Source organism: Cryobacterium roopkundense (genome assembly GCF_014200405.1).
GTDB classification, from domain to species: Bacteria; Actinomycetota; Actinomycetes; order Actinomycetales; family Microbacteriaceae; genus Cryobacterium; species Cryobacterium roopkundense.
Window position 1 is genome coordinate 1,903,105 of sequence record NZ_JACHBQ010000001.1, and the last position, 17,993, is coordinate 1,921,097.

Annotated in this window: 19 protein-coding genes; 6 read left to right on the forward strand and 13 right to left on the reverse strand. The window is 63.3% G+C overall.

Going from position 1 to position 17,993, the window contains the following annotated elements; all coding sequences use genetic code 11:
* Positions 1 to 19: 19 nt before the first annotated feature.
* Complete coding sequence (glgA, locus tag BJ997_RS08940) at positions 20 to 1,201, reverse strand: glycogen synthase (protein ID WP_035835924.1); 1,182 nt, start codon at positions 1,199 to 1,201, stop codon at positions 20 to 22.
* 82 nt (positions 1,202 to 1,283) lie between these two features.
* Between glgA and glgC the strand changes: the two genes are divergently transcribed.
* On the forward strand, positions 1,284 to 2,528 hold the full coding sequence (gene glgC / locus BJ997_RS08945; RefSeq protein WP_035835926.1) for a glucose-1-phosphate adenylyltransferase: 1,245 nt from the start codon (positions 1,284 to 1,286) through the stop codon (positions 2,526 to 2,528).
* Complete coding sequence (gene serB / locus BJ997_RS08950; RefSeq protein WP_035835927.1) at positions 2,525 to 3,172, forward strand: phosphoserine phosphatase SerB; 648 nt, start codon at positions 2,525 to 2,527, stop codon at positions 3,170 to 3,172. Before glgC ends, serB begins: the two co-directional genes overlap by 4 nt.
* Before the next feature lie 28 nt (positions 3,173 to 3,200).
* Here serB and fabG read toward each other — a convergent pair whose 3' ends face one another.
* On the reverse strand, positions 3,201 to 3,911 hold the full coding sequence (gene fabG, locus BJ997_RS08955) for a 3-oxoacyl-ACP reductase FabG (RefSeq protein WP_035835928.1): 711 nt from the start codon (positions 3,909 to 3,911) through the stop codon (positions 3,201 to 3,203).
* Between the two features lie 134 nt (positions 3,912 to 4,045).
* Between fabG and BJ997_RS08960 the strand changes: the two genes are divergently transcribed.
* Positions 4,046 to 4,342, forward strand: a complete 297-nt coding sequence (locus tag BJ997_RS08960) for a DUF3099 domain-containing protein (RefSeq protein ID WP_035835929.1) — start codon at positions 4,046 to 4,048, stop codon at positions 4,340 to 4,342.
* A 220-nt stretch (positions 4,343 to 4,562) separates the two neighbouring features.
* A complete protein-coding gene (locus BJ997_RS08965) occupies positions 4,563 to 5,408 on the forward strand; it encodes an SURF1 family cytochrome oxidase biogenesis protein (protein ID WP_035835930.1) in 846 nt (281 codons plus the stop codon).
* 248 nt (positions 5,409 to 5,656) lie between these two features.
* On the opposite strand, the gene BJ997_RS08970 is transcribed toward BJ997_RS08965, so the two are convergent.
* From BJ997_RS08970 to sufB, 7 genes are all read right to left on the reverse strand, one after another.
* Positions 5,657 to 7,255 (reverse strand): ABC-F family ATP-binding cassette domain-containing protein, encoded by a 1,599-nt coding sequence (locus BJ997_RS08970; RefSeq protein WP_035835931.1) that lies wholly within the window; start codon positions 7,253 to 7,255, stop codon positions 5,657 to 5,659.
* A 96-nt stretch (positions 7,256 to 7,351) separates the two neighbouring features.
* A complete protein-coding gene (locus BJ997_RS08975; protein WP_035835932.1) occupies positions 7,352 to 7,975 on the reverse strand; it encodes a TetR/AcrR family transcriptional regulator in 624 nt (207 codons plus the stop codon).
* A 125-nt stretch (positions 7,976 to 8,100) separates the two neighbouring features.
* Positions 8,101 to 8,430, reverse strand: coding sequence for a metal-sulfur cluster assembly factor (locus BJ997_RS08980; RefSeq protein ID WP_035835933.1), 330 nt, complete (start codon positions 8,428 to 8,430; stop codon positions 8,101 to 8,103).
* Positions 8,431 to 8,434: 4 nt separating this feature from the next.
* On the reverse strand, positions 8,435 to 9,199 hold the full coding sequence (sufC, locus tag BJ997_RS08985) for a Fe-S cluster assembly ATPase SufC (protein WP_035835934.1): 765 nt from the start codon (positions 9,197 to 9,199) through the stop codon (positions 8,435 to 8,437).
* A 66-nt stretch (positions 9,200 to 9,265) separates the two neighbouring features.
* Positions 9,266 to 9,592, reverse strand: a complete 327-nt coding sequence (locus BJ997_RS08990; protein WP_035835935.1) for a non-heme iron oxygenase ferredoxin subunit — start codon at positions 9,590 to 9,592, stop codon at positions 9,266 to 9,268.
* Positions 9,593 to 9,594: 2 nt separating this feature from the next.
* A complete protein-coding gene (sufD, locus tag BJ997_RS08995; RefSeq protein ID WP_035835936.1) occupies positions 9,595 to 10,767 on the reverse strand; it encodes a Fe-S cluster assembly protein SufD in 1,173 nt (390 codons plus the stop codon).
* Positions 10,768 to 10,809: 42 nt separating this feature from the next.
* Entirely contained in the window at positions 10,810 to 12,228 is a 1,419-nt protein-coding gene (gene sufB, locus BJ997_RS09000; protein ID WP_035835937.1) for a Fe-S cluster assembly protein SufB, read from the reverse strand.
* A gap of 254 nt (positions 12,229 to 12,482) precedes the next feature.
* Here sufB and BJ997_RS09005 point away from each other — a divergent pair, with 254 nt between their 5' ends.
* Both BJ997_RS09005 and BJ997_RS09010 read left to right on the forward strand, forming a co-directional pair.
* Positions 12,483 to 13,427, forward strand: coding sequence for a COX15/CtaA family protein (locus BJ997_RS09005; protein ID WP_052542073.1), 945 nt, complete (start codon positions 12,483 to 12,485; stop codon positions 13,425 to 13,427).
* A 75-nt stretch (positions 13,428 to 13,502) separates the two neighbouring features.
* Positions 13,503 to 14,090, forward strand: a complete 588-nt coding sequence (locus BJ997_RS09010; protein WP_152602116.1) for a hypothetical protein — start codon at positions 13,503 to 13,505, stop codon at positions 14,088 to 14,090.
* A gap of 63 nt (positions 14,091 to 14,153) precedes the next feature.
* Here BJ997_RS09010 and BJ997_RS09015 read toward each other — a convergent pair whose 3' ends face one another.
* The 4 genes from BJ997_RS09015 to BJ997_RS09030 all read right to left on the reverse strand — a co-directional run bounded on the left by BJ997_RS09015 (position 14,154) and on the right by BJ997_RS09030 (position 17,840).
* Positions 14,154 to 15,173 carry a glycine betaine ABC transporter substrate-binding protein gene (locus tag BJ997_RS09015; RefSeq protein ID WP_035835940.1) on the reverse strand — a complete coding sequence of 340 codons (1,020 nt, stop codon included), beginning with the start codon at positions 15,171 to 15,173 and terminating at the stop codon, positions 14,154 to 14,156.
* The gene (locus BJ997_RS09020) at positions 15,174 to 15,893 is read right to left on the reverse strand and encodes an ABC transporter permease (RefSeq protein ID WP_236628866.1); all 720 of its coding nucleotides are present in this window, start codon (positions 15,891 to 15,893) and stop codon (positions 15,174 to 15,176) included.
* A 65-nt stretch (positions 15,894 to 15,958) separates the two neighbouring features.
* The gene (locus tag BJ997_RS09025; protein ID WP_236628865.1) at positions 15,959 to 17,206 is read right to left on the reverse strand and encodes an ATP-binding cassette domain-containing protein; all 1,248 of its coding nucleotides are present in this window, start codon (positions 17,204 to 17,206) and stop codon (positions 15,959 to 15,961) included.
* On the reverse strand, positions 17,199 to 17,840 hold the full coding sequence (locus BJ997_RS09030) for an ABC transporter permease (RefSeq protein WP_035835966.1): 642 nt from the start codon (positions 17,838 to 17,840) through the stop codon (positions 17,199 to 17,201). Before BJ997_RS09030 ends, BJ997_RS09025 begins: the two co-directional genes overlap by 8 nt.
* Positions 17,841 to 17,993: the final 153 nt, after the last annotated feature.

Below are 17,993 nucleotides of genomic sequence, written 5' to 3' on the forward strand. Positions count from 1 at the left end.
GCGGCTCGGCGACCCTCGGTTACAGCAGTGAGGCGTATATCTCCCGGGTACGGGTGGCGATCTGTGCCCAGCCGAACTCACGCTCGGCCCGGAGCCGCCCTTGGCGGCCCATCTCTGCCGCCCGAACCGGGTCACTGACCACCTCGGTCAGAGTGCGCGCGAGATCCGCCACAAAGGCGTCAGGGTCGAGGGGCGTGCCTGTGCCGTCCGTCATCTGTTCGATGGGAACGAGGCGACCCGTCTCACCGTCAGCGACGACCTCGGGGATACCCCCCGTTGCCGTGCCCACGACAGCCAGGCCGCAGGCCATCGCCTCAAGGTTGACGATGCCGAGGGGTTCGTAAATCGACGGGCACACGAAGACGGTTCCCTGGGTGAGTACGGCCGAGAGCTCGTGCTGCGAGAGCAGGCGGTTGATCCACACCACTCCCGAGCGCTCCTTCTGCAGCGCTTCAACGCCCGCGGTCACCTCGGCCAGGATGCCCGGAGTATCCGGCGCCCCGGCGCACAGCACGAGCTGAACATCCGCAGGCAAGCCGGCGGCCGCCCGCAGCAGGTACGGGAGCCCCTTCTGACGGGTGATGCGACCCACGAATACCACGGACGGACCATCGGGATCGATCCCCAGGGATCGCACGAAGTCGAGATCTGCTGTGGGCTTCCAGCGCTCCAGGTCGATCCCGTTGTAGACCACGTGCACGCGAGCCTCATCGAGGGCAGGGTAGCTGCGCAGAATGTCGCGGCGCATTCCCCCGCTCACCGCGATCACAGCATCTGCTGCCTCAAAGGCGGTTTTTTCGATCCAGCTCGACACGCGATAACCGCCGCCCAGTTGTTCGGCCTTCCAGGGGCGGAGCGGCTCGAGGCTATGGGCGGTGACCACGTGAGGGACTCCGTGAAGTAGCTTGGCGAAGTGTCCCGCGCCATTGGCATACCAGGTGTGGGAGTGCACCAGATCGGCGCCTGAGACGTCCTGAGCCATCTGCAGGTCCACTCCCAGGGTGGCCAGCGTGGGGTTTGCCTCCGTCAGGGTGGACGGCACGGCGTATGCATGCGTATCGACATCCGTTCGCGGTCCACCGAAGCACCGCACCGTCACGTCGATGTCCTCTCGGAGCGCTCGCACGAGCTCCGTGACATGCACGCCTGCCCCGCCATAGATCTCGGGCGGGTATTCCTTGGTCAATAGATCCACTCGCATGCAGCAAAGCTAGCGCAGCCCGGGGCGTCACACTTGCACATGTGGCGCACGGACACAGGGCGTGGTGCCCTACTCTGTACACATGAAGGCCAAGAAGATCTTTGGAATAGTTCTCGCTGGTGGTGAGGGAAAGCGGCTGATGCCGCTGACCGAGGACCGCGCCAAGCCCGCCGTGCCTTTTGGCGGCCACTACCGTCTCATTGATTTTGCGCTGTCGAACCTGATCAATTCCGGGCTGACCCAGGTGGTTGTTCTCACCCAGTACAAGTCCCACAGTCTTGACCGGCACGTGTCCCAGACCTGGCACGTATCGGGCGGGCTCTCGAATTCGTACATCGCGTCGGTGCCTGCCCAGCAGCGCCTCGGTAAGCGCTGGTTCAGCGGTTCGGCCGATGCCATCCTGCAGAGCCTCAACCTGATTCACGATGAGAAGCCCGACATCGTTGTCGTCGTAGGTGCGGACCACGTGTACCGCATGGACTTCAGTCAGATGATCGACGCTCACATTGCGTCAGGAGCGCAGGCCACCGTCGCTGCAATTCGCCAGCCCATCGGCCTGGCGGACCAGTTCGGCGTGATCGAGGTCGACGCTGCCACACCCGACCGCATCTCCGAGTTCCGGGAAAAGCCCAAGAATGCCGTGGGACTTGCCGACGCTCCCCACGAGGTGTTCGCGTCCATGGGCAATTACGTCTTCAACACCGATGCGCTCATCGAAGCGGTACTCCGCGACGGAGAGCGCACGGACTCGAGCCACGACATGGGAGGGGACATCATTCCCGATTTCGTGGCCCGCGGCGAGGCCGGCGTCTACGATCTCCAGCGCAACGACGTGCCAGGGTCTACCGATCGGGACCGCTACTACTGGCGGGACGTGGGAACCATTGACTCGTTCTTCGAGGCGCATCAGGACCTGATCTCCGCCCTGCCCGTTTTCAACCTGTACAACCAGGAATGGCCGATCTTCAGCCAGCAGCTCAACTCCCCACCCGCGAAGTTCGTGCGCGACGCACGCGGTGCCCTCGGTACCATGATCGACTCCATAGTGTCCCTCGGCTGCGTCATTTCGGGTGCGCACATTGAGCGCAGCGTCCTCGGACCTTGGACGGTGATCGGCTCCGGTTCCGAAGTCGTGGACTCCATCGTCTTCGACAGAGTGCAAATTCTGGCGGGTGCCGTCGTGCACCGCGCTGTGCTCGACAAAGAGGTCGTCGTCGAGGCAGGCGCCACGATCGGCGTCGACAGGGCTCGCGACCTCGCGCGCGGCTTCAGCGTCACCGAATCGGGAATCACCGTGGTGGGCAAGGGCGTACGCGTACAACCGTGACAACCGCAACACGCTTTCTCGTCGTTCTTGACGTGGACTCCACGCTGATCCAAGATGAGGTCATCGAGCTGCTCGCCGACGCGGCAGGTTCTCGCGAACTCGTTGCCGACGTCACCGAGCGCGCCATGCTCGGTGAACTGGATTTTTCGGAGAGCTTGCGGGCGCGGGTGGAGACCCTACAGGGTCTCCCCGAGAGTGTCTTCGCCGACGTCGGCCGCCTCATCCGGCCGACGGACGGCGTGACTGAGCTCATCGCCGGCCTGCATTCCCACGGATGCCGGGTGGCCGCGGTGTCCGGCGGGTTCCACGAGCTGCTCGATCCCCTCGCGGCGCGCCTTCACCTCGATCATTGGCGCGCGAATCGACTCGAAGTCGTAGGCGGGCTGCTCACCGGCCGCGTGACCGGCGCCGTCATCGACGCCGAGGCGAAGGCCTCCGCTCTGCGGGAGTGGGCCACCCTCGAGGGCGTGCCCCTCACCCGCACCGTCGCTATCGGCGATGGAGCGAACGACCTCCGTATGATGGCCGTCGCCGGCCTCTCCATCGCCTTCAACGCCAAGCCCCGCGTGCGGGCCGCCGCCGACCTCGCCATCGACAGCTGCGACCTCAGCCAGGTGCTGCCCGTATTGGGCCTGCGCGGCTGAGGCCTCGCTGGCTGAGAACTACTGGGGGCTAGTGCCCCATGCCCAGGCCGCCATCAACGGGAATCACGGCACCCGAGATGTACCCCGCGTCGTCTCCTGCCAGCCACGTCACGACTCGAGCGACCTCGGTCGGGGTGGCGAACCGACCCGCCGGAATCGACTTCTTGTAGTCGGCCTGGGTCGCCGCCGGGAGTTCTGCCGTCATATCTGTCTCGATGAACCCCGGAGCTACGACGTTCGCCGTGATGCCCCGCGAACCCAGCTCCCGTGTGACCGAACGGGCGAGACCCACCAGGCCGCTCTTTGAGGCCGAGTAGTTCACCTGTCCGGCGGATCCGTACAGTCCCACGACACTGGAAATCAGCACGATGCGACCGAATTTCGACTTCAACATGCCCTTGGATGCGCGCTTGACTACACGGAAGGCACCGCTGAGATTGGTATCGATCACCGACGTGAAATCATCGTCGGACATTCGCATGAGCAGCATGTCCCTGGTGATGCCGGCATTGGCCACGACAACCTCGACCGCGCCGAGGGCAGCCTCGATCTCCGAGAAGGCGGCGTCGATGGAGGCCGCATCCGTCACATCTGCACGAACCGTCAGGCTGCCTTCTGGCCCCTGCCCCGAACGCGAGGTCACCGCGACTCGGTGGCCCTGCGCGAGAAATTCCTCCGCGATGGCGAAACCAATGCCGCGGTTGCCCCCGGTGACGAGAACAGTTCGTGTCATAGTCATGCAATTTCCTTCTCTGCTGGCGAGGCAATAGTTTCACCCGTTGATTCACAGCTTAAGGCGTCCCCGTAGTCACGTAGTGAGACGTAAACTAGACGTAGCGGACAGTCACCCGCTGTAGCGGAGCGCATCCCGACATGAAGCAGCAGTCGATCACCTCACTTCCCGTCTCCCCCGAGGCGGAACGTCGCAGCCGAATGATCAAATACTCGGTGGCCATGGGAATCCGGGTGATCTGTATCGTGCTCATGCTGTTCGTGCATGGTTGGTGGTTGCTTTTGTGTGCCATCGGGGCCATTGCTCTTCCCTACTTTGCCGTGATCGTCGCGAACGTGCACTCGTCGCCGAACGGAGCCCCGGTTCTGCGGCCCGGTGGGCTCGAAATCTACCGCGGCGACCCATCAGCGCATGAGCGCACCCCGGACGCTCAGTGATCGGACTGGGTGCCCCGCTCGAGTCCGCGACGTGTTCGCGTGCCGGGTGTCGCTCCGCTGCGCTGTGGCGCCTCGACTGGCGCAACCCGCGCATCCACAGCGAGGACAGAGTTAAGACGTGGCTCGCCTGTGACGATCATGTGGAGTATCTGCGTGAGTTCTTGACCACACGGGACTTCCCGCTCGCTGTACGCCCCCTCACCGAAACGGATGATCCCGCATGAACGGCTGGAAATTCGCGTTCACCCGGCGCTGGGCAGGCTATCTGGCCCTGACGATGCTGTTCGCCGCCGTGTGCGCCGGACTCGGCGTCTGGCAGCTGGCGCGACGCGACGAAGCGCTCTCCGAGTTGTCGAAGATCGACGCGAACTTTGATTCGTCCCCGATCCCTATCGCCGAGGCCCTACCCAGCCTCGACGCCTTCGCCGAGTCCCAGAAGTGGCTCCCGGTCACTATGACGGGCACGTACCTCGTGGAGGACGAACTCCTCGTGCGCAACCGCCCGCTCAACATCCGCCCCGGGTTTGAGGTGCTCACTCCCCTGCGCCTGGCCGATGGCACCGTCTTCGTTGTGGATCGTGGCTGGCTCCCGACCGGGGACCGGCAAGATGCACCGGATGTCGTGCCCGCCCCGCCGACGGGTCAGGTCACCGTCGTCGTGCGACTGAAGGCCGGTGAGCCCACCCTCAACAACCGAACTGCGAGCGGCAACCAGATTGCCACGATCAACCTGACGGATGTTGCCGGTCGCCTGGACACTCCCACCTACACCGGTGCCTACGGCCTCTTGGACTCGGAAAACCCTGCTCCCCTGGAGGATCGCCCCACCGCTGTCGTCAAACCGGTCAGGGACGAAGGTCCCCACCTGTCGTACGCGTTCCAGTGGTTCGTCTTCGGGCTGCTGGCCTTCGTCGGGCTGGGCTGGGCCCTGCGGGAAGAATACCGCTCGGTGAACGCCGAAGACCCCGCCGAACGCGAACGTGCCGACGAGCGGGCACGTCGCCGGGCTGCCAAGCCGCGCAACGACGCCGAGATCGAAGACGAGCTCCTCGACCGCCAGACGTAGCCCGCGCGCAACCGCGTCAAGAGATCGTCTCGCGGGGTCTCGACACGCTCGCTGGCGCTCCCTGCTCGACCAGCGCTTGGATCGAGCGTGTCGAGATCACTGGGGATGCTCGCCCTTCCGCTGGTCGAGCAGCTGGCGCTCACTGCTTGACCAGCGCTTGGATCGAGCTCGTCGGGGTCACTGGGGATGCTCGCCTCGTTGAGAGTGCGCGGCAGCGAGATGAGTCTCGCCAGGGCGCGCTCCGGCCGCTAGGAGAGCTCGATCAGATCGAGGTAGTCCTTGTTCCAGTGGTCTTCGGTGCCCTCGGGCATGATGAGCACGCGCTCGGGGTTGAGCGCCTGCACGGCGCCTTCATCGTGGCTGACCAGCACGACGGCGCCGGCGTAGTGTGCCAGGGCGTCGAGGATCTCCTCACGGCTCGCGGGGTCGAGGTTGTTAGTGGGCTCATCGAGAAGCAGCACGTTGGCGCCGGAGACCACGATCATGGCCAGCGCCAGACGGGTCTTCTCGCCGCCCGACAACACTCCGGCCGGCTTGTTTGAGTCGTCACCGGTGAACAGGAACGAGCCGAGAACTCGACGTGCTTCCATTTCGGTGATACTAGGCGACGACGACACCATGTTCTCGAGCACGGAGCGTTTCACGTCGATGGTTTCGTGCTCCTGCGCGTAATACCCGATGCGCAGCCCATGCCCTGGTTCGATGGTCCCGGTGTCCGGAATATCCACACCCGCGAGCATGCGCAGCAGGGTGGTCTTGCCGGCACCGTTGAGGCCGAGGATGACAACCTTGGACCCGCGGTCGATCGCGAGGTCGACGGCGGTGAAGATTTCGAGTGAACCGTAACTCTTCGACAGGTCGCGGGCCATGAGCGGGGTACGCCCACACGGCGAGGGCTCGGGGAAACGCAATTTGGCGACGCGTTCCACGGCACGCACGGCGTCCAGCCCCGAGAGGAGCTTCTCTGCCCGTGCGACCATCTGGTGTGCAGCAGCTGCCTTACTCGCCTTGGCGCCGAACTTGGCGGCCTGCAGCTGAAGCGTCGATGCCTTCTTCTCGGCGTTGGAGCGTTCCTTCTTGCGGCGATCGGCGTCGGCCGTGCGCTGCAGCAGGTAGTTCTTCCAGTTCATGTTGTAGATGTCGATCATCATGCGGTTGGCGTCGAGGTAGAAAACCCGGTTGACGGTCTCGCCGACCAACTCGATGTCGTGGCTGATGATGATGCAGCCGCCCTTGTAGTTCTTCACGAATTCCCGCAGCCACGCCACTGAATCCGCGTCGAGGTGGTTGGTGGGCTCGTCGAGAATCATCATTTCAGCGGCGGAAAAGAGAATCCGGGCCAGCTCGATGCGGCGCCGCTGGCCACCCGAGAGGGTGCTCAGCGGCTGGTCGAGAATGTGGTCGGGAAGTTTCAGGTTGCTCGCAATGGATGCAGCCTCAGCCTCTGCCGAGTAGCCGCCGAGGCCGTTGAATTCGTCGGTCAGCCGACCGTACTTCTTCATGGCCGCGGCGCTCACCTTGGGGTCGGCGCTGGCCATGGCAAGGCTGGACTCCTGCATGCCGAGGGCGATAGTTCCGAGACCGCGTGCGTCGAGAATTCGAGTGCGCGCCAGCATGCTGGGATCGCCGGCCCGGGGGTCCTGAGGCAGATAGCCGATCTCGCCGGAATGGCTGATCGACCCCTTGGTGGGATTGGTTTCGCCGGCCAGGGTCTTCGTCAGCGTGGTCTTTCCGGCGCCGTTGCGCCCGACGAGACCGATCTTGTCGCCGTGGGCGACACGGAAGTTCACGCCCTCCATGAGCACGCGAGCTCCAACGCGAATTTCGAGATCTTGCACGTTGAGCACAGCAATAGTCCGTTCAGGGGGGTGGTGGGAGTGTGTGGATCAAGTGGTCCAACTAACCAGTATATTTGCCTTCCACGCCGCCGCGCGTCCACTCCTCTACAGGAGGGCCCCGTGCAACGTCTTTTCCAGCCATTCCCGGTAGGCGGAGACGGACCAGCCCACCTCCAAAACGAGGGTCCGAAACGCCTGCGGATGCCCAATGGCCCAGATGGCCGCAGCGCTCTCGTGGTCGCTCAGCCCCGCCCGCAATCCCCGACGAACGCGCAACGCCGCCGCGACCTCGCTATAGCCGAGCAGCCGCGTGACGTCCTGCCGGCGGGCGAACTTCGCTACGTCAGGGTCGACGACGGCGGCCTCGTTCACAACACGCAGAACTCCCGCGGTGCGCTCGTTGACGACCGAGCACCACGCGGCCAGAATTCGGATGATTTCAGACGCGTTCCGGGCGCCGTCAATCTTGTCGCGCATGGACGCGGAAACCAGGTCAGGAGCATCGGACTGCGCGGCGACACGTTCCAGAATGGCGGCCAGAATCTCTGCCTTGGACCCGACTGAGTTGTAGATCGTCTGCACGGCGACGCCGGCCTCGGCCGCGATGTCTGCAATCGAGGTGGCGACATATCCGTTGTGCACCATCAAGCGACCGGCGGCCGAGACGATCTCTGTTCGCGTGGCATCCGCTTGCAGGGCCCGACGGGTGGGAACCTGATTATCATTCATGTCGCTAGAGTAGCATTCCAGTCGTTAGAATGAACTTATAGTACAGTCCCAGCCCGGGTCCGAGCGTCCTTAAGAGACAAAACCCCGTTTGCCAGGCAAACGGGGTCGTCCATCAGGAACTCTGACTACATCGAGAAGCCGAGGGCGCGCATCATGTCGCGTCCGTCATCGGTGATCTTGTCCGGGCCCCACGGCGGCATCCAGACCCAGTTGATGCGGAACTGGTCCACAACACCGTCGAGCGCCTCCGCCGTCTGCTCCTCGAGCACATCGGTCAAGGGGCAACCCGCCGACGTCAGGGTCATGTGGATGATGAGGGCGTCATTTTCGTCGTCCCAGCCCAGGTCGTAGATCAGTCCAAGATCCACGACGTTGATGCCGAGTTCCGGGTCCATGACGTCTTTGAGCGCCTCTTCGATTTCATCGAAGCGTGCCGGGCTGAGTGTCGAAACCATGCGTCTAGCCTACGTTCGAAGGCGTGAGAAAGCGATCGTAGCCTTCGTCCTCGAGACGGTCGGCGAGCTCCGGGCCGCCCTGTTCGGCGATACGGCCGTTGACGAACACGTGCACGAAGTCGGGCTTTATGTAACGCAGGATCCGGGTGTAGTGCGTGATGAGCAGCAGGCCAAGGCCCGTGTTCTCCTTGGCGCGGTTGACACCTTCGGAAACGATTTTCAGCGCGTCCACGTCGAGGCCTGAGTCGGTCTCGTCGAGGACGGCGAACTTGGGCTTCAGGAGTTCAAGCTGCAGAATCTCGTTGCGCTTCTTCTCGCCACCGGAGAAGCCCTCGTTGACGTTGCGCTCCGCGAAGGACTTGTCCATGCGAAGAGCGGCCATGGATTCGCGAACGTCCTTGATCCACTTGCGGATGGGCGGTGCCTCGCCCTCGATGGCCGTCTTGGCCGTGCGGAGGAAGTTGGTGACCGTGACGCCGGGAATCTCCACGGGGTACTGCATGGCGAGGAACAGGCCGGCACGAGCGCGCTCGTCGACGGTCATCGTGAGCACATCGGCACCGTCAAGGAGGATGGAACCGCTCTCGACCTTGTACTTGGGGTGCCCGGCGATTGTGTACGCGAGGGTGGACTTGCCGGATCCGTTCGGACCCATGATGGCGTGAATCTCGCCCTCGTTGATCACGAGGTCGACTCCGCGCAGAATCTGCGTAACGCCCTGGTCGGTCTGGACGCTGACGTGCAGGTCTTTGATCTCAAGAACTGACATGTGTGTAAGGTTCGCTTTCTGGTGTGAAGCTGAAAAGGAAAAGGGCACGGGGCCCGATTGTGAGGTCTAGACGGCCACGATGACGGAGGGGTCGATGTAGATGTCGCCGTCGATCAGGTCAACCTGATAAACGGGAACCGGCTCGTAGGCGGGAAGCGTGAGCGGCTTACCGGTTCGGAGCGAGAACATGGACCCGTGGGCCCAGCACTCCAGGGTCTCGCCCTCAACGAAACCCTCCGACAAGGAAATATCTCCGTGTGTGCAGGTGTCGCCGATGGCGAACACCCCGCCGTTCGCGTCGCGAACGAGTGCGATGGCGACACCGTCGATGTCGACCTTCACGGCCTGGTTGGGCTCCAGCTCGTCAAACGCACAAATCTTCGTGGCAGCCATGATTACTTTCCGTCCGTGCTGAGGAGTTCGGCCTCGATGGCCAGCAGCAGCCGCTGCTCAAGTTCCGGGGCGCCGATGCGCGCAACGATGTCCGTGAGAAATCCACGCACGACGAGTCGACGAGCCTCTTCCTCCGTGATGCCGCGTGACTGCAGGTAGAACAACTGCTCGTCATCGAACCGACCGGTCGCACTCGCGTGACCGGCCCCGACGATGTCACCGGTTTCGATCTCGAGGTTAGGAACCGAATCGGCGCGGGTGCCCTCGGTGAGAACCAGGTTGCGGTTCTGCTCGTAGCTGTCGGTTCCGGCGCCCTTGCTGCCGATCAGCACATCGCCGATCCAGACTGTGTGCGCACCGGTACCCTGCAGCGCTCCCTTGTAGTTGACGCGGCTGCGGCTGCGTGGCGCGTCGTGAAAGACGTACACCTGCTGCTCAAGGTGTTGCCCGGCGTCTGCGAAGTACAGGCCGAGCGCGTCGATGTCTGATCCGCTGCCGGCGAGGTGGATCGACGGGTTCACCCGCACGATTCGCCCTCCCAGCGAGACGACGACGTGCTTGAGGCGGGCGTCGCGGCCGACGGAGGCGAAGTGGTTGCTGAGGTGCACAGCCTCGTCATCCCATTCCTGAACGGTGACGACAGTGAGGTTCGCCGATTCACCGAGGATGATTTCGACGTTCTCGGTGAGACGAGCCTCTCCGGAGTTCTGCAGGATCACCGTGGCTTGGCTGAAGGGCTTGGCCTCGATGATGACGTGCGCGCCGCGCGGGCCGTTTCCGAGTGCGGAGCGGGTGACCGTGATCTCCTTGGGCTCCTCACCGGTGACGGTTACGGCGAGGGCCTTCTCGAAACTCGTCCAGGCGTTCGCCGAGGCGCGTTCCTCCGGCGAACCGGCCGAACCGATTCGGCTGTCGTCGCGATCGACCCAGTCGACGGTGACGTCGGCGTGTTCCGTGGACTCGACGGCGTACGACGAACCGTCTAGCCCCTCGGCAAGGAGGTCGGCGAACTTCGTGATCGGAATGTACTTCCAGACCGCTTCGCGACCGGTGACGGCCTCGAAGTCTGCCACGTCTGTGCTCTTGAATCGGGCGGAACGGGTCTGAACCGGAACGTAGCCGAAGCGTCCATCCGGGTTCTTGACGGCCGGTTCCGGTGTGGCTGCTGTGGGCATGGCTGTTGAAGCGCCTTGGGTTGGCGCGATAGCTGCGGACATTTAGCCGACAGATCCTTCCATGCCCATTTCAATGAGCTTGTTGAGTTCGAGGGCGTACTCCATTGGGAGCTCCCGGGCAATGGGTTCGATGAAGCCGCGCACGATCATGGCCATGGCCTCGTCTTCGGGCATACCGCGGCTCATCAGGTAGAACAGCTGCTCTTCGCTGACTCGCGACACTGTCGCCTCGTGGCCCAGCTGGACGTCGTCGACACGGATGTCGATGGAGGGGTACGTGTCGGAACGTGACTTCGTGTCGACGAGGAGCGCGTCGCACCGAACCGTGTTGGCCGAGTGGTGCGCGGTAGCGTCCATTCGAACCTCGCCGCGGTATCCGCTGCGTCCGCCGCCGCGAGCGATGGACTTGGAGACGATCGACGACTGGGTGTACGGGGCCATGTGGATCATCTTGGCGCCGGCGTCCTGGTGCTGGCCGGGGCCTGCGAAGGCCACCGACAGTGTTTCACCCTTGGCGTGCTCGCCCATCAGGTAGATGGACGGGTACTTCATGGTGACCTTGGAGCCGATGTTGCCATCGATCCACTCCATCGTCGCGCCTTCACCGGCGGTTGCCCGCTTGGTGACGAGGTTGTAGACGTTGTTGGACCAGTTCTGAATGGTCGTGTAGCGAACGCGCGCGTTCTTCTTCACGACGATCTCGACCACGGCGGAGTGCAGGGAGTCTGAGGAATAGATCGGGGCGGTGCAGCCCTCGATGTAGTGCACGTAGCTGCCCTCGTCGGCGATGATCAGCGTGCGCTCAAACTGGCCCATATTCTCAGTGTTGATGCGGAAGTAGGCCTGTAGCGGGATTTCGACGTGCACCCCTGGTGGCACATAGACGAAGGATCCGCCGGACCAGACCGCAGTGTTCAGCGCCGCGAATTTGTTGTCACCGGACGGGATGATCGTGCCGAAATACTCTTCGAAGAACTCCGGGTGTTCCTTGAGCGCCGTGTCGGTGTCCATGAAGATAACGCCCTGAGCTTCGAGCTCCTCGTTGATCTGGTGGTAAACGACTTCGGATTCGTACTGGGCAGCCACACCCGACACGAGGCGCTGACGCTCCGCCTCGGGGATTCCCAGCTTCTCATAGGTGTTCTTGATGTCGTCGGGCAGGTCTTCCCACGTTTGCGCCTGCTTCTCCGTGGAACGCACGAAGTACTTGATGTTGTCGAAGTCGATGCCCGACAGATCCGCTCCCCAGGTGGGCATGGGCTTGCGCTCGAACAGCTGCAGGGCCTTCAGGCGTCGCTGCAGCATCCAGTCCGGTTCGGACTTCAAATTGGAGATATCCGTGACGACCTCGGGGGAAACCCCTCGTCGGGCGGATGCCCCGGCCTTATCCGAGTCGGCCCATCCAAATTCGTAGGTACCCAACCCCTCGAGATCGGGGCGGTCTAGCAGAACATCCGACATACTTACCTCTTTCCTACCCACCACAACCCGGATATCAGTCCGGTCATTCCCCCGCTAGGCGGAATGGATGCGTGGACAGCTACATTGCGAACCTAGAATATTCACGGACCACGTTTTTTTCGTGAGCGGCCAATTGGCATGCACGACAAAACCGTGGAGACCCCGATTCTACAGGCTGCGCGTGTGGATTGTCGTGCTTGCCGGGGTATTCACATGCGCACATCTCGCGAAACGCACAACAGAAAGCTGAACCGGTGAGTCGGATATCTTCATGGTTGCCCTCGGTCGTCGACGGGCGTATCCGCGTCATTGCGTGGATCTATCTGTGGGCCCAGATCCTGCTCGTGGGAACTGGCGGGCTTGTGCGCCTGACGAGTTCAGGCCTAGGCTGCCCGACGTGGCCCAAGTGCACGGCCGATTCCCTGGTGAACACTCCCGAGATGGGGATCCACGGAGTTATCGAGTTCGGTAACCGTTTATTGGGCATCGCCCTGGGCGTCGTGGCCATCGTCGCATTTGTCGCGGTTGTGCGTCTTCGTCGGGATCGACCTGACCTCTTCCGGCTGACCCTGCTCGCTGGTCTCGGGATTCCGGCCCAGGCCGTGATCGGCGGTGTCAGCGTGCTCACGCAGCTTAACCCGTACGTTGTCGGCATACACTTCGTGATCTCGGTGGCCCTGGTGGGCCTGTGCACGGCCTTCCTCTACAGGGTCTACACGGGGAACGGCGCCCGCGTGCTCGTCGTGCCCCGCGGTTTCGCCGCGCTGGCGCACGTGACCAGTTTTGTGGTGCTTGTGACGATCCTGGTGGGAATCCTGACGACAGGGTCGGGACCGCACGCCGGTGACGCCGACGCGCCACGAAACGGTCTCGACTCCGAGTTCCTGCAGCATGTGCACAGCTGGCCTGCCTACCTGACTGTGATCCTGACACTCGCGCTGGTCGTTGTCGCGGTGCGCCGCCGACTCCACGTCGCGCGCTGGGTTGCCGTGCTCCTCGGCGTCGAGATCATTCAGGTCATTGTCGGCCTCGTGCAGTCCCACCTCGGCCTTCCCGCCCTCCTGGTGGGCATCCATATGGTTCTCGCCTGTGTTCTCGCCGCTGCCATGACCGCCGTCCTATTGGACATGAAGCAGGTCGTCGCCTCCCGGCCCGTCGAGGTTTCTCCGTCGCGAAATTCAACGTCGATCCCCGGCTAACCTGCCGAAAAAGTTTGGCTGAAATTCTCCGCGAAAAGCCGAACGGCATCCGCTGTCCCGGTGTATTCTCCATGCATGCATCTCGTCGAGAGGGCCGTTTGGGAACCGCCAGACGATGAAGCTCGTCTGGTGGAATTCGGACCGCCCATATTTGGGTTCGTGCCGCAACCTCGTTTGCAGGAGCGTGGGTGGAGTTGGTGCACGTCACACGGCGTCACCCTCGAAGCCGAGGCGCACTATTGGCTGGCCGATCGAACCGGTAATTTCTGGTTCGAGGATTCCCCGGGTGGCCCCGTAGGCATCGCCGAACTGCGCGGCTTCGTCTTCACCGATCGCCCAGGGTCAACGAATCGGGGCGGTGATCCGATTCGCGACGCCCTTAATCAGCACCTGCAGTACGTGGTGATGAACTATACGAAAAACCCGCACGAATTCGGATCCAAGGAATGGGCCGATCTGCACACGCGTCAACAGCATCAGGTGGAACAGTCCCTGGCCCAGAAGGCAGACCTGCCCGTTGACCACAAACTCTACCCGGCCATCGCCGTGACCGTTGCGGAGTTCCGGGCCACGACAGCCGCAATCAGTGGCCGCGTCGTGACAGTCGTCATCCACGAGTCCGACAACGACAAGATCGAGCCGGTGCTGACCAGGCGCCTGTGACCGCCCTCGCCTGGCGAGCGGCGCCCGCTACTCAGGGTCGGCTGGCTACTCAGGGTCGGCTGGCTACTCAGGATCGGAGATGAAGCCCTCACTCTTCATCCATTCGAAGGCCACCTCGGCCGGCTCCTGCCCGTCGACGTCCACCTTGCGGTTCAGGTCGCGCAGAACCGCATCGGTGAGGCTGGGAGAAATTTGGGCGAAGATGTCCTCAAGCTGAGGGTATTCCTTCAACGATTCCGTGAAGAACACCGGGGCGACGTTATAGGCCGGAAAAAAGCCAAGGTCGTCTTCGAGCACGGCCAGGTCCAGGGCATCGATGCGGCCATCGGTCGTGAAAACCTCGCCGAAGTTGCAGGCGCCGGTGTCCGTCGCACTGTAGATTGCCCCCGTGTCGTAGATACCCACATTGCCGTCGGGAACACCGTCGGCAGTTCCCCTGGCGAGCCCATAGTGCTCGAGCATGGGATTCAACCCGTCGGGGCGGGAGTTGAACTCGGCCTCAACACAAAACGTGCGCTCCTCAACGGGCAGCGTGGCGAGCTGAGACATGGAGGTGATGCCGCCGAGCTCGGTCACAGCTTCTGAGCGAACGGCCATGGCGTACGTGTTGTTCATCGGCGCCGGAGCACCCCACGTGACGCCGTTCTCGATGTCGATGTCGTACACGGCCTGCCACTGCTCTTGCTGGTTCGAAATCGTCTCCGTCTGGCCGAGGTACGTGAGCCAGGCCGTACCGGTGTATTCCCAGAGAATGTCTGCCTGGCCGGACAGAATCAGCTCGCGCGCCGGCTGACTCCCGGGCACGTTGCTGAGGTCGGTGACGGCGAAACCGGCAGCCGAGGCGGCGATCACGGCAATCTTGCCCAGAATGAGCTGCTCCGTGTAGTTCTTGCTTGTCACGGTGAGATCGGCGCCGTCGAGCCCGTCGATAGGCGTGATCGAGCCCGGACCGACGTCGGGCACGTACGACGTGGCCGGCTGCAGGCCGCATCCGGACAGCGCCAGGCCGGTGGCCGTCAGCGCGGCAGCGGCGAGGGAGAGGCGACGGACACGCGCGCCCGGTCGCAGAAGGTCGGCGAACATCTAAATTCCTTTCGGACGTGCGACATGCTCAACAACGCGACCGACCCAGTCGATCAGCAGCGCCAGCAGGGCCACGAGCACGGAACCAGTGACGAGCACCGAGGTGAGCTTGAGGTTCACTCCCGTGGTGATGAGAATGCCGAGGCCGCCGCCGTTGATGAAGGTGGCCAAAGCCGCGGTTCCCACCAGCAGCACCAGAGCCGTTCGAATGCCCGCGAGCATGACCGGCACGGCGAGGGGCAACTCGACCTTGAGAAGTACCGCCGAGGCGCTCATGCCCATGCCGCGACCCGCCTCGACCAGGCGAGCGTCCACCTGCTGCAGTCCCACCATAGTGTTGCGCAGCACCGGCAGTACGGCGTACAGAACGAGCGAGACCGTCGCGGCCCAGAAGCCAAAGCCCAGCCAGAACGCCAGAAGGACGACAACGCCCAGCGCCGGAGCGGCCTGACCGAAATTTGCGACCACAAGCACGGGGCCGGTGAGAAATCGCAGGGGCCGGCGGGTCAGGAGAATTCCCACGGGTATCGCCACCACGAGCACGATCAGGGCAGCCAGCAGCGTGAGCTGCAGGTGCTCCACGGTGTATCCCCACAGTGCTGCGGGGGCGAGGGTATTGAGCTCGACTGCCGAGAGGTCGGCCGTGAGCAACCACGCGACCAGGGCAGCCAGACCGACAACAATTCCGACGAGCTGGTAGACGAGTCCCCGCCAGGACAACCACACCAGTTGTGCCGGAGAAACCACGCCGGGATCGGACTCGTCCGTCAGCGCGGGAGCCGCACTCACGGCTGACCCGGTTCCTCGGCCACAATCGGCGACGGGAAGACGCCGGTGTTGAGTCCGACCGGAGCATCCGCCGACACCTCGGCGGCGGCGCCCTGCGCTTTGGTGATCGCCTCCATGATGGTGTTGACGTCGATCACGCCCTTGAACATGTCCCGCCTACCGGTGACCAGGGCTGCTCCCGCACTTGAAACAAGCATGGTGTCGAGAGCGTCGTTGAGCGTCGCGCGGTGGCCGACAACGGGGAGTTTCGGGTCCGGAGAGCTGTCGATGGTGTCGAGTCGAGCCAGCTGACGGCGGGAGAGCCACTGAATGGGCCGCTGGCGATCGTCGACGATGACGGCGTGACCGTGCCCGGCCGTCGTGACGCGGGACAACACTGCCGCGGCCTTCTCGCCCGGTTTGCCGACCACAGCTTCCGCCAGTCCGACCTCCGCCACCCTGGTCAGAGTGAGTTGCTTCAGACCGGCACCCGAGCCTATAAAATTCTCCACGAATTCGTTGGCCGGGTCGCCCAAAATCCGCTCGGGGGTGTCGTACTGCACGAGCTGGGCACCCTCGTTGAAAATGGCGATCCAGTCGCCGAGCTTGACGGCCTCGTCAAAGTCGTGAGTCACACACACGATGGTCTTCTGGAGCTCCTCCTGGATGCTGAGCAGCTCGTCCTGCAGACGCAACCGCGTGATCGGGTCCACTGCGCCGAAGGGTTCGTCCATGAGAAGAACCGGCGGGTCGGCGGCAAGCGCCCTGGCGACGCCCACGCGCTGCTGCTGGCCGCCGGAAAGTTCCTTGGGGTATCGATTGCGGTAGAGCGCGGGATCCAGAGAAACAAGTTCCAGGAGTTCGTCGACACGCGCCGCGATGCGCGCCCTGTCCCAACCGAGCATCTTGGGAACGATTCCGATATTGGTCGCCACGGTCATGTGGGGAAACAGACCGCCCGCCTGGATGACATAGCCGATGCCTCGGCGGAGTTCGTCACCGTTCATGTCTGTCACGTCGTCTCCGTCGACGACGATTCGGCCCTCTGACGGTTCGATCAACCGATTGATCATCTTGAGCGTCGTGGTCTTCCCGCATCCGGAGGGTCCGACGAGCATCACGATCTTTCCCGCAGGGATCTCCATCGTGAGGCCATCGACCGCCGGCTTGAGCTGTCCGGGGAAACGCTTGGTGACGTGGTCGAGCAGAATGCTCGCGCCGGTGACTTCCACGGGGAGCACGGTTTCGTTCACTGGTTCAAACACGGATACCTCGCGGAGTAGTGAGTCGACCGAGGCCGACAATGAGAAGGTCAAGAAGAAGAGCGAGCACGACGACGCCGATAACGCCCGTCCAGACGGACTCGAGGGAATTGGCACCCCCGAGACGGGACAGCCCCGAGAAGATGAAGCCCCCGAGCCCGGGGCCGAGGGAGTACGCGGCCACCGCAGCGATTCCCATCACCATCTGGGCCGAGACCCGGATACCGTTCAGGATGACGGGCCACGCAATGGGAAGTTCAACCTGCACCAGGGTACGGAAACGGCTCATCCCGATGCCGCGCGCCGACTCCACGATCGACGGCGCAACCCCGGACAGGCCGACCACGGCGTTTCGCAGGATCGGCAGGCTCGCGAAGAACGTCACGACGATGACCGCCGGCGCAACCCCGAACCCGATCGGCGCAATCAGCAGCCCGATGAACGCGAAAGACGGAATCGTGAGCCCGATGGCCGACACCGAGTTGGCTACCGACGTGAATGCGGTGCTCCGATACACGAGAGCTGCCACGAGAACGGCGATCACAGTCGCCAGAATCAGGCACTGCACCACCAGACTGAAGTGCTGCCAGCTGGAGAACAGGATCTGATCGAACCTGTCCCCGATGTAATCCAACACGTTCACACCCATTTCGCTTCGATGACAGATACGCCACCGTCACGTCAGCTGCAGCGAGGGCTCAATCTCACTCTATACGCTCCCCCAGATCTGGGGCTTGACAATTCCCTCAGGTTTGGTACGAGGCCTTCCTCAAGAAAGGCAGAGGATCCT